This window comes from Sinomicrobium endophyticum, from assembly GCF_052983315.1.
The window spans coordinates 1-15,481 of the sequence record NZ_JBRKIS010000034.1 but is presented as its reverse complement, the minus strand read 5'-3'; the positions used below and the strand labels follow the sequence as shown (position 1 = coordinate 15,481).

General features: G+C 42.5%; 14 protein-coding genes, 1 tRNA gene and 1 riboswitch. Of the genes, 6 read left to right on the top strand and 9 right to left on the bottom strand.

The window, feature by feature from the left end:
* Positions 1-8: 8 nt before the first annotated feature.
* The 3 genes from ACVBDU_RS12995 to ACVBDU_RS12985 all read right to left on the bottom strand — a co-directional run bounded on the left by ACVBDU_RS12995 (position 9) and on the right by ACVBDU_RS12985 (position 2,583).
* Positions 9-842, bottom strand: coding sequence for an IS5 family transposase (locus tag ACVBDU_RS12995; protein WP_447177729.1), 834 nt, complete (start codon positions 840-842; stop codon positions 9-11).
* 205 nt (positions 843-1,047) lie between these two features.
* Complete coding sequence (locus tag ACVBDU_RS12990) at positions 1,048-2,292, bottom strand: site-specific integrase (protein ID WP_447180166.1); 1,245 nt, start codon at positions 2,290-2,292, stop codon at positions 1,048-1,050.
* A 216-nt stretch (positions 2,293-2,508) separates the two neighbouring features.
* A tRNA-Pro gene (locus tag ACVBDU_RS12985) sits at positions 2,509-2,583 on the bottom strand.
* A gap of 149 nt (positions 2,584-2,732) precedes the next feature.
* On the opposite strand from ACVBDU_RS12985, the gene ACVBDU_RS12980 reads away from it, so the two are divergent.
* The 5 genes from ACVBDU_RS12980 (at position 2,733) to purB (ending at position 7,859) form a co-directional block, all read left to right on the top strand.
* Complete coding sequence (locus ACVBDU_RS12980; protein ID WP_447180165.1) at positions 2,733-3,854, top strand: PQQ-dependent sugar dehydrogenase; 1,122 nt, start codon at positions 2,733-2,735, stop codon at positions 3,852-3,854.
* 163 nt (positions 3,855-4,017) lie between these two features.
* Entirely contained in the window at positions 4,018-5,409 is a 1,392-nt protein-coding gene (gene lpdA / locus ACVBDU_RS12975) for a dihydrolipoyl dehydrogenase (protein ID WP_447180164.1), read from the top strand.
* Positions 5,410-5,480: 71 nt separating this feature from the next.
* The gene (locus ACVBDU_RS12970) at positions 5,481-5,783 is read left to right on the top strand and encodes a DUF3817 domain-containing protein (RefSeq protein WP_447180163.1); all 303 of its coding nucleotides are present in this window, start codon (positions 5,481-5,483) and stop codon (positions 5,781-5,783) included.
* A 113-nt stretch (positions 5,784-5,896) separates the two neighbouring features.
* A complete protein-coding gene (locus tag ACVBDU_RS12965; RefSeq protein WP_447180162.1) occupies positions 5,897-6,463 on the top strand; it encodes an outer membrane beta-barrel protein in 567 nt (188 codons plus the stop codon).
* Positions 6,464-6,515: 52 nt separating this feature from the next.
* Positions 6,516-7,859 (top strand): adenylosuccinate lyase, encoded by a 1,344-nt coding sequence (gene purB, locus ACVBDU_RS12960; protein ID WP_447180161.1) that lies wholly within the window; start codon positions 6,516-6,518, stop codon positions 7,857-7,859.
* An 81-nt stretch (positions 7,860-7,940) separates the two neighbouring features.
* Here the strand turns inward: purB and ACVBDU_RS12955 are convergent, their stop codons facing one another.
* The 4 genes from ACVBDU_RS12955 to ACVBDU_RS12940 all read right to left on the bottom strand — a co-directional run bounded on the left by ACVBDU_RS12955 (position 7,941) and on the right by ACVBDU_RS12940 (position 10,216).
* The gene (locus ACVBDU_RS12955; protein ID WP_447180160.1) at positions 7,941-8,492 is read right to left on the bottom strand and encodes a GFO_1091 family lipoprotein; all 552 of its coding nucleotides are present in this window, start codon (positions 8,490-8,492) and stop codon (positions 7,941-7,943) included.
* Between the two features lie 107 nt (positions 8,493-8,599).
* The gene (locus tag ACVBDU_RS12950; RefSeq protein WP_447180167.1) at positions 8,600-9,142 is read right to left on the bottom strand and encodes a GFO_1090 family protein; all 543 of its coding nucleotides are present in this window, start codon (positions 9,140-9,142) and stop codon (positions 8,600-8,602) included.
* A gap of 146 nt (positions 9,143-9,288) precedes the next feature.
* Positions 9,289-9,720: a PG0215 family putative anti-sigma factor gene (locus ACVBDU_RS12945; protein ID WP_447180159.1), complete on the bottom strand. Its 432-nt coding sequence runs from the start codon at positions 9,718-9,720 to the stop codon at positions 9,289-9,291.
* Positions 9,707-10,216 (bottom strand): GFO_1088 family ECF-type sigma factor, encoded by a 510-nt coding sequence (locus ACVBDU_RS12940; RefSeq protein ID WP_447180158.1) that lies wholly within the window; start codon positions 10,214-10,216, stop codon positions 9,707-9,709. The genes ACVBDU_RS12945 and ACVBDU_RS12940 overlap by 14 nt, the downstream gene beginning before the upstream one ends.
* A gap of 337 nt (positions 10,217-10,553) precedes the next feature.
* Here ACVBDU_RS12940 and ACVBDU_RS12935 point away from each other — a divergent pair, with 337 nt between their 5' ends.
* Positions 10,554-12,020 carry a GFO_1087 family putative carboxy terminal peptidase gene (locus ACVBDU_RS12935; RefSeq protein ID WP_447180157.1) on the top strand — a complete coding sequence of 489 codons (1,467 nt, stop codon included), beginning with the start codon at positions 10,554-10,556 and terminating at the stop codon, positions 12,018-12,020.
* Between the two features lie 439 nt (positions 12,021-12,459).
* Here ACVBDU_RS12935 and ACVBDU_RS12930 read toward each other — a convergent pair whose 3' ends face one another.
* On the bottom strand, positions 12,460-14,313 hold the full coding sequence (locus ACVBDU_RS12930) for a TonB-dependent receptor plug domain-containing protein (protein ID WP_447180156.1): 1,854 nt from the start codon (positions 14,311-14,313) through the stop codon (positions 12,460-12,462).
* Between the two features lie 66 nt (positions 14,314-14,379).
* A riboswitch (cobalamin riboswitch) is annotated at positions 14,380-14,618 on the bottom strand.
* Between the two features lie 82 nt (positions 14,619-14,700).
* Positions 14,701-15,481, bottom strand: a 781-nt coding sequence (locus ACVBDU_RS12925) for an IS3 family transposase (RefSeq protein WP_447178419.1), incomplete at its 5' end; no start/stop codon positions are given.

Sequence of the window (15,481 nt, the reverse complement as noted above, 5' to 3'; positions counted from 1 at the left end):
GAATTCGTTTAAACTTTTTTCTTTTTGATGGGTTTGAACTTTTTCAAAGCTAACACAATAAAAGCAAGATAGTTAAACCCTGTCCAGCTTGCCACGGTGGTGTCAAACCTGTTTAGTAATGACCGGAAACTGTCCATCCAGGCATTGGTTCGCTCGATGGCATATCGCTGGTCATAAAGTTCTTTGTCAAAATAGTCATCTCTGTCCTTGTCACTGTTACGCCTGTTGAAACAGATATTGGCATTGATTTCCTTTTGGGCACAAGCCTGTCGGAAATCCTTGGAATCAAAGCCCGCATCAGCATTGAGGAACAACCCATCCACACGGAGGTCAGCATCTTCCAGAGTACCAGTGACTACTTCGAACTGCACCTCAATGTTATACAGGTCGTTATGATTGCCGGCAACAGGTTCAGACATAGCTAAAGGTAGTCCCTGCCTTTCGCTAAGGTATAGGGCATTGGTGGTTTTGCGCTTCTTACGGCCTTGGTATTCCACTTGTTCCCCGCCCCTGATGGCCGAGGTGTGACTGCCATCCAGGTCCACACTGGAAAGGTCAAGTTTTGATTTATGGCGGTTGAGGAAGCTCACCCAACAGTCTTTCCAAAAACCGCACAAGCACCATTTCCGGTAATGGTAGTAAACCGATTGCCAACTTAGCACTTTACTGTCAAAAAGGGCTTTTACAGGCACTTGATGCCACTGCACACCGGTCTTGAGCTTGTAGAGGATGGCGTTAACAATCTCAACCAATGGAACGGTCGGGGCAAATCCTCGATGAGTTTTAGGTATGTAAGGAACTATTTCCAATTCTATCGTATCTTTGTCAAGTACAGAGTACATAAAGGGTTGGTTTAGATAATTGTATGTTTCGCAACACAAATATCTTCAACCCTTTTTTATTTTTAAAAAAAGTTTAAACGAGTTCATAGAGTCGGTAAGTAATTATTTTAAAAATATAAATTTAATATTGTTCTAATTTATGTTTTTACACATTTCTCTTATTTAAATTTAAATACATTAATATTAAACCTCAATTTTTAAATCCCTATTCCCTTTTAACATTTTTATTTACCTGAAACTTATTCAATAATTTATAAAAATCTTCACTTATCTTTCTTTCCACTACCCTAGCATAAATTTGTGTCGTTGTCAATTTTGTATGTCCTAATAATTTTGATACCGTTTCTATAGGAACACCATTGGAAAGTAAAACTGTAGTGGCAAAGGTATGCCGGGCAACATGAAATGTAATATTTTTATGGATATTACATAATCCCGCTATCTCCTTCAAATATTTATTGGTCTTTTGATTAGAGCTTACAGGCAATAAATATCCTATTAAATCCGCTTCCTGTAAGCCCCTATATTTTTCAATGATTTCCAATGCTTTAGGTAGTAGAGGTACTTTAACACGTTCGTCTGTTTTTTCCCTTTTGGTATAGATCCAATATTTGCCGTCGATCCCCTTTACTATATTGTTCTCAGTAAGTTCCTTTACATCCACATACGACAATCCGGTATAGCAAGAAAATACAAAGCAATCTTTTACCCGCTGTAACCGCTCATTTTTAAACTCTGTTCCTTCTAATAGTTCCAGTTCTCCTTCACTTAAATAAGCCCTATCATATTTCTGGTATTTCAATTGGAATTGGTTGAACGGGTTTTTATGCATCCATTCCAGTTTAACGGCTAGGTTTACCATTTTTTTGAACCGTTCCAAATGTTTCATAACCCCATTATTGCCCAACATCAATTGTTTCTTGGAGTTCCTGTAATTGCGCAGGAAATGCTCAAAATCGGTTACAAATTCGTAGTTCAATTGTTTTAGGTAGATGTCCTTTAATCTTCTTTTCTTTAGCAGGAATTTGTACAGGTATTTCTCGGTAGTATAATAGTTTTTCATTGTTCCCCTTTTCAGAACAAATACCATATTTTCGTGATGGTATACAATGAGTTCCCGTAAGGTCTTACTATTATCGTCTTCTCCCAAATATCGGGATTTGATGGCTTCCGAAGATATAAACTTATCTTCCTCCAGGAGTTCTTTATGGCATTCCAGTAGCCTGTTATATACCTCGTCCAGATAGACGTTTAACATTCTTACCTTTTGGGAACTGCCCCTGCCACGGCTTTTGTTATTGTCCCAATCTTTGTTGGAAATGGCTCTCCTTAAACTGATTTCTGCACGTTTTCCATTAATCGTAATACGCACATAGATGGAAAGTTGTTTGGGATTGCTCCTTGATTTTCTGGTAAAGAAAATTACCGTAAAAGTGCTTTTTGTCTTCATTTTCAATGACTTTGAATTAAACAATACATTGTTAAATCGAAAGTCAAATCATACCCGAAAGCTCTTTAAAGATAGTACAATTTTAATAAAACATTGCACACCGAATTGCACACCTTTTATATGGTTTTAAATGAAATCAAGTGATGCCACAAAAAATGAAAAGCACTGAAAATCATAAGATTAACAGTGCTTTATTGTAACCTATTTCTAGGTTCGTCGGGGTGGCAGGATTCGAACCTGCGGCCTCCTGCTCCCAAAGCAGGCGCGATAACCGGGCTACGCTACACCCCGAAGCACTAAAAAGTGTACGAAGGCTGCAAATATAGGATTTTTTTGTTAAAAAAATCGCGATTGTGTTTTTTACACTCAAAACTTTGTAAATTGTTCAGATAAAGCAATGTACAATCTATTTTTTAATCCGTATCAATATAAATAACCAGATGAAAAACCCAAATGTAATACCCTTATTATTCCTTCTCTCCTTTGTTGCCTGTGCACAACAAAAAGATACCTCCATACACGAGCCCGAAACCGTAGATTATACCGTGGAAACCGTAGTAGACGACCTCAGTGTTCCATGGGGCATGGCTTTTCTGCCGGATGGTAGTATGCTTATCACCGAACGATCGGGAGAACTTATCCGCTTCAAAGACGGTGAAAAAACTGCGATTAGCAATGTACCCGAAGTGTATGCACGCGGACAGGGCGGGCTACTGGACATACTGCTTCATCCCGATTATGAAAACAACGGCTGGATATACCTCTCCTATTCTACCCCCGAAGGTGAAGAAAACGGTGCCCATACAGCTATCATACGGACTAAACTTCAGGGGGATGCCCTGGTTGACAAACAACTCCTTTATAAAGGCACACCCAATACCCGGAAATCGCACCACTTCGGGTCACGTATGGTTTTTGACCGGGACGGCTACCTTTATTTTTCCATAGGGGAACGTGGCGACCACGATATTAATCCGCAGGACATTACCCGCGACGGCGGAAAAGTATACCGTATCCGGGAAGACGGCAGCATTCCGCAGGACAATCCATTTACCGGGAATGCCGAAGCCAAACACGCCATCTACAGTTACGGCCACCGTAATCCGCAAGGAATGGTCGTTCACCCGGAAACGGGGGAAATATGGGTACACGAACACGGACCGAGAGGTGGTGATGAGATCAACATCGTTAAAAAAGGAGCCAATTACGGCTGGCCGGAAATCACCTATGGTATCGATTATGACGGCACTATTATCTCTGATGAAACCGAAAAAGAAGGCATGGAACAGCCTATATACTACTGGGTGCCTTCCATAGCCCCGAGCGGCATGGCTTTTATTACTTCCGACATATATCCGGAGTGGAAAGGAAACCTTCTCGCCGGCTCTCTGTCATTCCAATACTTGGAAAGGCTCGTGATGGACGGCAATGAGGTGACTTACCGCGAAAAACTGCTTACCGATATGGGCCGTGTACGCGATGTAAGACAGGGACCCGACGGGTACATCTACGCCTCGATAGAAGGTAAAGGCATCGTAAAAATAGTGCCGGGGAAGTCCTGATATCCGGCAGGTACAAAGGCCTTCCACCCTCTACCTTGCCTCATTTATCACTGTTTTAATTCGAAATGTCACAGCTGTCATAATATGGAAACCCCATTCCCGAATTTTAAAACTAATTGCGTACCTTCGTAACCGAATTTTTTGGTCATAAAAAACGATAAAAATGAGTAAATACGATGTCATAGTTGTGGGCAGTGGCCCCGGAGGATATGTTACTGCCATCAGAGCCTCACAATTGGGCTTAAAAACTGCTATTGTAGAAAAAGAGAACCTGGGAGGCGTTTGTCTGAACTGGGGTTGTATCCCTACCAAGGCACTGCTCAAGAGCGCACAGGTATTCGAATACCTGAAACATGCCGGAGACTACGGACTTAGTGTAAAGGAATATGACAAGGATTTCGGTGCCGTAGTAAAAAGAAGCAGGGGTGTTGCCGATGGTATGAGCAAAGGAGTGCAGTTCCTGATGAAAAAGAATAAAATAGATGTTATCAACGGTTACGGAAAAGTAAAACCCGGTAAAAAGGTAGAAGTAACCGGGAGTGACGACAAGAAAACCGAATACCAGGCAGATCATATTATCATAGCTACCGGGGCACGATCCAGGGAGTTACCCAGCCTGCCGCAGGACGGGAAAAAAGTGATCGGTTATCGCGAAGCCATGAACCTGTCGGAACAACCTAAAAAACTGATCGTTGTAGGTTCCGGGGCTATAGGAATAGAATTTGCATACTTCTATAATGCTATGGGAACAGAAGTTACCGTAGTGGAATATCTGCCGAATATCGTTCCCGTAGAAGACGAGGATGTTTCCAAACAACTCGAAAGAAGCTTCAAAAAAGCAGGCGTAAAAATAATGACTTCTGCCGAAGTGACTAAAGTAGATACCTCCGGAAAAGGGGTAAAAGCCACCGTAAAAACCAAAAAGGGTGAGGAAGTGCTGGAAGCAGACATCGTGCTCTCTGCCGTAGGTATCAAAACCAATATCGAAAACATTGGCCTGGAAGACGTAGGTATCTCTACCGACAGGGATAAAATACTGGTTAACGATTACTACCAGACCAACATACCCGGGTACTATGCCATAGGCGATGTAACTCCCGGACAGGCCCTGGCGCACGTCGCTTCTGCCGAAGGGATACTCTGCGTAGAGAAAATAGCAGGCATGCATGTAGAGCCCCTGGATTATGGCAACATACCGGGATGTACATATTGTATACCTGAAGTAGCCTCAGTAGGACTCACGGAAAAACAAGCCAAAGAAAAAGGATATGACATCAAAGTCGGTAAATTTCCTTTCTCCGCTTCCGGAAAAGCAAAAGCCAGTGGCAATGCCGATGGCTTTGTAAAAGTGATCTTCGATGCCAAGTACGGCGAATGGCTCGGTTGCCATATGATCGGTACCGGGGTTACCGATATGATCGCAGAAGCTGTAGTAGCCCGAAAGCTGGAAACTACAGGCCACGAAGTACTCAAAGCCGTACACCCGCACCCCACGATGAGTGAAGCGGTGATGGAAGCAGTTGCAGATGCTTACGGTGAAGTGATCCACCTGTAGAACACTATCCGACAACACCATATAAAGCTTCTGCGGTATCCTCTGCGGAAGCTTTTTTTAAATCGTATATCATGTTAAAAAGCTTCAGAATAACCGCCATTCTGGAAGGTATTTCATATTTAATGCTCTTCCTGGTTGGCATGCCGCTAAAATATATTTTTGATCATACCGCCACCAACATGATGATCGGGTATATTCACGGGTTTCTCTTTATTCTATATGTGATTCTTGCCGTGCTGGTATGTTATCAAAAGAAATGGGGACTGAAACGGTTCGCACTGCTTTTTATCGCCGCACTGCTGCCATTCGGAACTTTTTACGCGGAGAAAAAATATCTCCGGGAGGACACGAAAAACTTTTCCACCTCATCATAATCGGGCAATAATTTAAAAAAACACCGGCTTTTGAGACTATTTAATACATAAGTTATTACCTAACTTCGGGATATGTCTTATTTTTGCCAGATTAACACTTAAACGCTGATAAAATGAAAAAGATCGTATTGTTAATTGCCATTGGTTTAATTGCCGTTTCAAATCTTCATGCACAGAATGATGAAGGTGAAGGCACAGAACTGCTCAAAGGTAAATGGATGGTAGGGGGTTCCTTCGGTTTCTCCAAAGACAATAACTCGGGTACCGAAACTACCGATTTTTCCATATTGCCTTCCGTAGGTATTTTCCTGGACAATGATCTTGTAGTAGGTCTGAGTGCCGGATACGAACAAAGCAAAGTGAACATTGACGGGATAAGTTCCAAAAAAGAATTTTACGGTATACTTCCTTATGCCAGGAAATACTGGTTCCCCGCTTCCAAACTAATGCCTTTCGCCCAGGGAGATGTAAGACTGGGATGGGCCAAAGACAGTAGTGCGGATAATTTTGCCTGGGGTATTAACCTAAGGCCCGGGCTTACTTACCGGCTTAACGAAAGTATTGCTTTTGACGCCATTATAGGCCGGTTCGGGTATGACAACGAAGGTAAAGATTCTGATAACTACGGTTTTGGCCTGGACCTGACCAACCTGAGACTCGGAATCATCATATTCCTATAAAAATACCGTTTTACAAAACCGAATAAATCATCTCTTTTACAGACTATCGACAATGCAGCTTACTGAACTGAATGCCATTTCCCCTATTGACGGGAGATACCGGAACAAAACCGAAAACCTGGCTCCTTTTTTCTCTGAAGAAGCCCTTATCAAATACCGGGTACGGGTAGAGATCGAGTACTTTATTGCCTTGTGCAACCTCCCTCTGCCACAATTAAAGGATTTTGACCAGTCCCTTTTCGGAGACCTGAGAAGCATATATATCAACTTTTCAGCACAGGATGCCGAAGCTATAAAAGAGATCGAAAAAACCACCAATCACGATGTGAAAGCGGTGGAATATTTTATTAAACAAAAGTTCGATGACCTGGGGTTGTCCGCTTCGAAGGAATTTATCCATTTCGGACTTACATCCCAGGACATCAATAATACTTCTATACCCTTATCGCTGAAAGAAGCAGTGGAAGAAACATATTTTCCTTGCCTGGACGAAGTACTTGTAAAACTAAAGGAACTCGCAGCCGAATGGGCAGATATACCTATGCTGGCCCGTACGCACGGCCAACCTGCTTCCCCTACCCGGCTCGGTAAGGAAATACAGGTATTCATTACCCGGATCGAAGAGCAACTGGCAGTGTTGAAAACCATTCCGTATGCGGCAAAATTCGGTGGCGCCACGGGAAATTACAACGCACATCACGTTGCATACCCGGATACGGACTGGAAAGCCTTCGGTACTCATTTCGTAGAAAAAATGCTGGGACTGAACCATTCTTTCCCCACCACACAAATAGAACATTACGACCATATGGCCGCCCTGTTCGATGCCCTGAAACGCATCAACACTATTTTAATAGACCTGGACAGGGATTTCTGGACCTATATTTCCATGGACTACTTCAAACAGAAGATCAAAGCAGGTGAAGTGGGTTCCTCGGCCATGCCGCATAAAGTAAACCCTATCGATTTCGAAAATTCAGAAGGAAACCTGGGGATCGCCAATGCCGTATTCGAACATTTGTCGGCCAAGTTACCGGTATCCAGGCTACAACGCGACCTTACCGACAGTACTGTACTGCGTAACATAGGCGTTCCTTTCGGGCATACGTTGATCGGCTTTTTGTCTACCCTGAAAGGACTGAACAAACTGCTGCTGAACAAGGACAAGTTTGCCGAAGACCTGGAAAACAACTGGGCTGTTGTAGCAGAAGCCATTCAGACCATCCTCCGCCGCGAAGGTTATCCTAACCCGTACGAAGCCCTGAAAGGCCTTACCCGTACCAATGAGAAGATAAACCAACAATCGATAGCCAGATTTATAGACACCCTCGAAGTTTCGGACGACATTAAAAACGAACTGAAACAAATAACCCCTGCCAATTACACAGGGATCTGAAAAAGAAAAAATTAAAAAAGATGTCTGAAAAATAACAGAAATAAGTTACTTTTCAGACATCTTTTTTAGAGTAAACTTAAACTATTCTCCGAAAAGCTTTTTCAGGTCTCCGAGCTGTCCTTCATCGATATCTGATTTCTCGATGAGCTTAACAAACTCCATCATTTTTTCCGGATTCATTCCTTTACCCAGAATACGTACCAATGCAAAGCCGCGATCGGAATCCGTCCCGAAAAACACTACTTCATCAATAGATTCGTCATCTCCCAGGTATTTCAACACTGCACGCTTGTTTTTATCTGACATCCGGAACAGTTCCCGGAAACCATTATCGGAAAGTATAGCATTTACTTTTGCTTTTTCAGCCTCAAAAGTTTCCTTGTTCTCTGCCGTTACCGGAAGGGCAAGGACATTCAGTTTTTTCACGGATTTATAAGCTTCCTTCTGCTCTTCCGTAAGATCGGCATTAGAGATATTGAGCATACTGGAAGGGATATCCAGGGTAATAAAGCCTTCTTTTTCGGCGCTGTCCACGTAATATTGCTGAAGGCTCCGTTCGTTACTGCACGCACTCATTACTATCAAAACAATAATGAGCAATGCACCTGTACCTATATTATTCCGTTCTTTCATTTGTATATTTTTTAAATTAAAACATCTTATCCGTAATAAGCCGGGCGGAACGGAGGGCTTCTGCTTAAACAGATATCTCTATCCCGACCGGCATAAGCCTATCGTTATTATCGGTTTTTCTTACCGGCCTCGTCCAACTCGGAAGGGAGGTTCATTTTTTTGGTAAGCATACTTATTTTGTTCAGGTCTATATCCCCGGTTAGGGAAAGTAATACCGTTTCAATTTTAGAGCCTCCTATTTCCACATCTTTCATTCCGGAAACAAACATCAGCAATTCGCTTACATGATCTTCATCGCGGCCGGGACGGATATAGAATTTTACGTTAGAGCCCTTGTCCTTTACTCGCATGAGTTCTTCCAGGGAGGAACTCTTTACATAATTATTCATGGTAGACTGCATCTCCTCCGCTATTGTCTTGTTTTCGGTAGAGAACACTTTCAGGTTTTTCAATGATTTCACCATACTCATAAACTCTTTTGCTTCCGGATCGTCTGCTTCTATTCTCGAAAATAATTTAAACATGTTCTGGTTTACTATTACTGCCGACACGTCGTCCATAGCTTCGAACCTGTCAAATACGGACTGCGAAAAACCCAGGGCAGGCAATACTGCAAGCAACATACACGCTATCCATTTCGTGACTGTCATTTTGGTTAATCCGGAGTTTTTACTGTGCTTTTCCTGGCTTTCCGAACGGGAAAGTCCATGGAATTCTCTCAACTTTTTCATCTTTTTTTCTGTTTTACTGTAAATCGTTATGGTTTTGTTTTTTCTTTTTTATTTTCAGGGCTGTTTTACCTCTTCTCCACAGGTAATATTTTATTTTTTGTTTCTTCGAACTCGTTCAGGTATTCTATTTTATCCGTCCCTTTGTTCAGGTTTTCTCCTATCATATAAAGTGCCTGTACGGTTTCCTGGTAGGCGAGCAAAGCCTCTTTTTCTTCTGTGGAAGGCCGGTTGGAGAACCATATTCCTACGGCAATCACCACCGTAGCCGCTACAGACATCCAGGCGTAATTCCATTTTTTACCGGGCTTTATCCGGAACTCCTTTTCAGATTTTTCTTCTCTGGCTTCGGAAAAATACCGGAACATAGGCTGATAAGCCCTGAGGTGCGGAGCCACTTCGTCTTGTAAAAAATAAGTCCGAAGTTCCTTTTCTTCTGCTGTCGTGGTGGTACTTTCAAAGTACTTTTCCACTAATTTTTCTATCCTAGCCAACTCCATAATTGTGTTTTTTTACCAGTTCTTCCCGGACTGTTTTCCGCGCCCTTGACAGGGCTACCCGCACCGCAGTGGGATTCATGTCCAGCATTTCACTTATTTCTTCAAATTCGTATTGTTCCACGTCCCGCAACTGTAATATGATTTTTTGCTGTTCGGGCAAATTTCCCATGATCTCCTGCATGAGGGACACGCTGTCCCTGGCCTCTATTTCCCGTTGCAGGGATATACTCTCGTCCGTATAATTACTGTGCACCAGTTTCAGGTTTCCTGCCTGCTTGGAGCGCAACCTGTCCAGGCAGTAATTTTTGGTCGCTGTAACCGCAAAAGCCTCTACACTCCTGTAGGTATCTATCTTACTTTTATTAGTCCACAATTTCAGCAAGACCTCCTGTATGGCATCTTCGGCTTCTTCGGTAGATACGAGCAACCGTTTGGCCAGCCGGAACAACTTGTCCTTAAAAGGCATCACGGTATGTAAAAACTCTGCCTGTTTCATTTTTTGTCGGTTAGTCCGTTTTCCCTTCCCGGAAAACAATCTCTATTGGTTATTTTGGTCTTCTCTGTTCCGCATCTTTTCAAAGGTACCTTATAGCGGTCTTTCAAAAGGGAGACGAACGAGTTGAAAAAATGTTACAAAAAATTTTCAAAAGCCAATAATTAAAGTAAATTTAGCGTTTTATAACCAGGTGTCCCCTTCTTGCTTATATACAGATAACCGTTATCTATGTGTTGGTTTAACTCAAAAATAATAGTAATTCAATAACCAAATCCTAACTGTACGAAAGACGAAACACTCCCCCTGCCTTTGTCTTACGACCAAAAAACATAAATGTATGAAAAAGCTTTTTTACCTCTTTGTATCCGGCCTGGTTTTATGGAGTTGTTCCGATAAGGATGACGATGCTTTTGTGCCTAAGCCATCAGACAACCTGGAAGTTCAGGACTTCATCTGGAAAGGACTTAATTTATGGTACTTCTGGCAGGGAGATGTTAATGATTTGAGCGATACACGGTTTTCATCTAATCAACAATACGAGGATTTTTTGGGTAGTTATTCCGATCCGGAAAAGTTGTTTGAAGACTTAAAATATTACGGGAACGAATCAGACAGGGATCGTTTCTCTTGGATCGTGGAAGATTACAACGAACTTATCAATTCCCAACAAGGGATATACAAGACCAATGGAGTAGAATTCGGACTGAGCAGGTTTTCCAACAGTAATGATGTATTCGGCTATGTGCGATACATATTACCCAACTCCGATGCCTCTACCAAAGATATACATCGTGGAGATATATTTATAGCTGTTAACGGAACAACACTTACCGTAAATAATTATAGTGAGTTACTTTTCGGACAAAATGATACTTACACCCTAAATATGGGTGATGTGGAAAACAATACCATTTCTCCCAGCGGAGAAGAAGTAACGCTAACCAAACATGAATATACCGAAGATCCTGTTTATATATATGATGTATTTACCGTTGGAAGTCATAAAATCGGGTATCTGATGTATAACGGTTTTACAGCATCTTTCGATAATACCCTGAATGATGTTTTTGGTGATTTTAAAAACCAGGGCGTAACGGACCTGGTCCTGGATTTACGATACAATCCCGGAGGTTCCGTTAATTCTGCCCTTCAACTCTCCAGCATGATTACGGGTCAGTTTACCGGTGAGTTATTTATCAAGCAACGTTACAATGACAAACTACAATCTCAATTTTCAGATAGTGATTTAGAAGATTACTTTCCGGATGAACTTTCTAATGGGACACCAATAAACAGTCTGGAGTTAAACAGGGTATACATATTGGCTTTAAGCAGTAGTGCTTCGGCCAGCGAATTGGTAATCAATGGATTAACCCCCTATATAAACGTGATGCATATCGGCACAGAAACCACCGGAAAAAATGAATTTTCCGTAACCCTTGTAGATGATCCCGGGTATAACTATTTGTACAATGAATCCCGCAAAAACCGGATTAACCCGAATAATTCCTGGGGAATGCAGCCACTTATAGGCAGAAGTGAAAATGCGGACGGTTTTTCGGATTATACGGAGGGACTTATTCCAGATATCACACTTGAAGAAGATCTGGAAAATATGGGAGTACTTGGCAACATCGAGGAACCTCTTCTTGCCAGATCCATACAGGATATTACGGGAATATCTTCAAGACAGGCAAAAACAGAGCAACCAGGGATGCCTATTGATATAATGACAGACAGTAAAAGGTTTACACCTATGAAAGACAATATGTATATAATACCTAAGAAAGATCTGGAAGAATAAAAGTCTTATTTTCTAAAAACAACAACCTTTGAAAATATTCCATTTGGCGACATTTTCAAAGGTTGTTCGTATTATTCATCAATACCTTCTATAAATCAAGGACACAACTGAGGTTTTGTTTCTTGCGCACAATCCAAATAACATTCATGAGGATTCACGCTAGATGTACAATAACCAGATACCCCTTTTCCCTTTATTTCAGTGCTGGCAAATACCGAAATAGTTCTCTTATTTAACTGGAAATGCTTAATACTTCTTTTTTTCATATTATTAAAGTTTATAGGTTAAACATTCATAATACTTAAAGGTAATATTTTTTAATTCTTTTTAGCTTTTCAGTTAAAATTATCTTGTCCTAAAACTATATTATGTAAAGTCCAAAACAAAAAAACTATATTACCAACAGGAATTTCGGATCTTATACACTGATGTTCCCTTTCTAAAACTCCAGACTAAACCCTACTCTCACATTCCTTCCCCTGGTCGTATACCCGGCCAGTTCTACATAATCCTCATTGAAGATATTGCTCACATTGGCAAAAACTTTCATTTTGTTTTTCAGTATACTGTGACTTATATAGGCATCAAAAGTGGAAAAGCTGTCCATCAGGGTTTCCCCGGAATCCAGGCGGTCATCTACATACTGGTAACTGACAGATGCAAAAGTGGTGGCGCACAGGGTAAACCCGGCTATGGCATTTACCTTATGTTTGGGAATACGGAGAGTTACCCTGTCCCTGTTTTCCGTAAACGTATAATTGGCATCCAGTTGAAGAAAATCCGCAGGTTTTACGGAAAGTTCGGTTTCCACACCGTTTACGATAAAATCGCCGGCTACATTCCGATATTGGTATACGAAATTGTCCGGGTCTATCAACAGGTAACCTATACTGTTCTCTTCCTTCCTGTTAAAGTAGAGAGCACTTAACCGCCATGTACCGGAACCGTATTCCAGTCCTCCTTCCAGTGTCCGGTCCTCTTCAGGCTCAAGATCGGGGTTAGCGCCGAAGTTGCCGTAAAGTTGAGACAAACTCGGAGCTATATACGATGTACTGAAAGATCCCAGGGCCTTTATATAACTGTTTTCCTGTAAACTAAAAGTAAAAGACGGGTTCAGGTTGTAGGTAAAATGCGTACCGTACTCACTGTGATTATTCAGCCGTGCCCCCGCATTCATGTTGAGTCCGAAACCGGACACCCACACCACATTGGCATACGGATCGGTAATAGTAAAGTCCCGGTCACGATCGAATTCCGCCTCGTTACGGATATAATTCACCCCTACTATGGTATAAAAACGGTCGTTAAAATTGTATTTGTTATACAAATCCACCACCAAACTGTTGGCATCGTATACCGAAGGAAAGTCGGATATGATTTCCCGTTCTATTTTGTTATATGCAACACTGGCCTGTACGCTCCCGTTCCCGTAGGTAAACCTGGGGGCTATACCGGTACGGTACTGCTTGCTTATACTCTGGTCCGGCGTATCGGTAAAACTAAAATCTGCCGCATATCCGTCTATATCCGCCTTATACTTATCGTAATTCCCAAATACGTCTACAGAAAACCGCTCTGTAGCCCGGTAACCTACTTTTACATTGGTATTGAAGCGGGAAAACGGGTCTCTTTCCGTACCGGATACGGCGGCAGAAAGCCCGTCCGTGTATTGCTGTGCAAAGCCTGCCTGGTAGGTTACTTTACCGGAGGTTCCGCTTATAGCCACACTATTGGAAAAATCGGCCAGGTCATAGTTCTGGTCGTCCTGAGACTGGTTGGTGCCGATACTGGAACGGAAAGTGGCCACCAAAGGTTTGTCTGCCGCCTTTTTGGTGGTAATGTTTATTACCGCCGTAGCCGCAGCATTACCGTACAAGGTACTCGCAGCTCCTTTGACGATCTCAATGGACTCTATCTGGCTGATATCTACCAGGCGCAGGTCGAAATCATTACTGATGGAAGACGGGTCGGTCATCTGTACACCATCTATAATAACGAGGACCTGGCGGTTAGCCCCTCCCCGTATATAATAACCGAGATTTTGCCCCGCATTGCTCCGGCTCCCCCCTATTTCTATACCACTTTTGGTATTGATCACTTCGGCCAGGCTTCTCCCCTGGTTCTTTTCGAGTTCTTCGGAAGTGATCTTGATGACCGTTTTCCCGGAATTCTCCCGTTTCAGTTCAAAGCGGGAATCCGTAACTACTACTTCATCGAGTTCCTGTACTTCCTGGGCAAAACCCGCAGTACATAACAGTGCCAGTGCACCGAAAGAAATTGTTCTTTTCTTCATTGTCTTGTGTAATACATGGGAAAAAGTATGGCTGTGCATACGCAAACCTTTATCCCGAAAGTTTGACATCCGTTTTAAAATCAGGCAGGTCTCCTGGCTTGCGTCCGGTTACGGGCCTTCCCGTTCCGATAGTTCCCGATAATTACCAGGGCGGAACAGTGGCAGTGAAGTGATCGTAACAGGCATCCCGTTAGCTCCCGATAATTATCGGGACGGGACTAAGCTTACAGTTGCGGGTACAGCCCGGGTTTCACACCCGGTTCCCTTTTCATCGGCAATGCCGAACCAGATTCTGCCGCGAAAATACGAACTAAAGTTAGAAGTACGAAGTTGGAAGTACGAAGTTTGTTACTTGGGCATGCCTGAATATGGTTGCCTTTTTTCTGGTTAATAATTAATCTTAAATCTCGGTTTTTGTTCAGGGGTTAACCCCTGAACAAAGGTTTCAAATTCTACAGGTTTCATATTTTTTAGTGAACCATGTGGACGTTGATAATTGTACTTTTCTACGATTTTTTTTATCAATATTCTCCCTTGTTTTAAACTGATATGGGAGTGGTCAAAATCGATATATTCATTTTTTAATATGCCGTTTAAAGATTCTGCATGAGCATTCTCCCAGGCTTTACCGCCCATGCTAGGCTGTACCTGATTTTCTGTATGTAACTCAGCTAATCGCTTATAAACGTATTGGCTGCCTTTATCCGAATGAAATATGAGTTGTTTCCGTTCGGTTTTAGCAGTCGTGGCCAGGGCTTCCCTATAAGCTACAACTATAGTATCCTCTGCGGTCAGGGTGGCTGACAAACTCCAGCCTTTGATTTTCCTACTGTACACATCCAGGATCAAGGTCAGGTAATAAGGCTTCTTAGCCGATACAGCGATATAGGTAATATCACTCACCCAAAGCTGGTTGATCCCGGTTAGTTGTAAATCAGTGATCCGATTAGGATACCAATGCTTCCCCCCATAAGTGGTACGGTAACGGTTGCGCTTGCGCTTTAACCTAAAGCCATGACTCAGCAATAAGGCCTCGGTCTTGTCCCGACCCATCCCGGTAGGCTTGAGCTCCGCATAGAGCTTCCTACAACCCAGCCGAGGATGGCCCTTACGAAGCTCCCTTGCGCCTTCCAGAACACTATTCCTAACCCGGAGTTGTTCCTGGTGG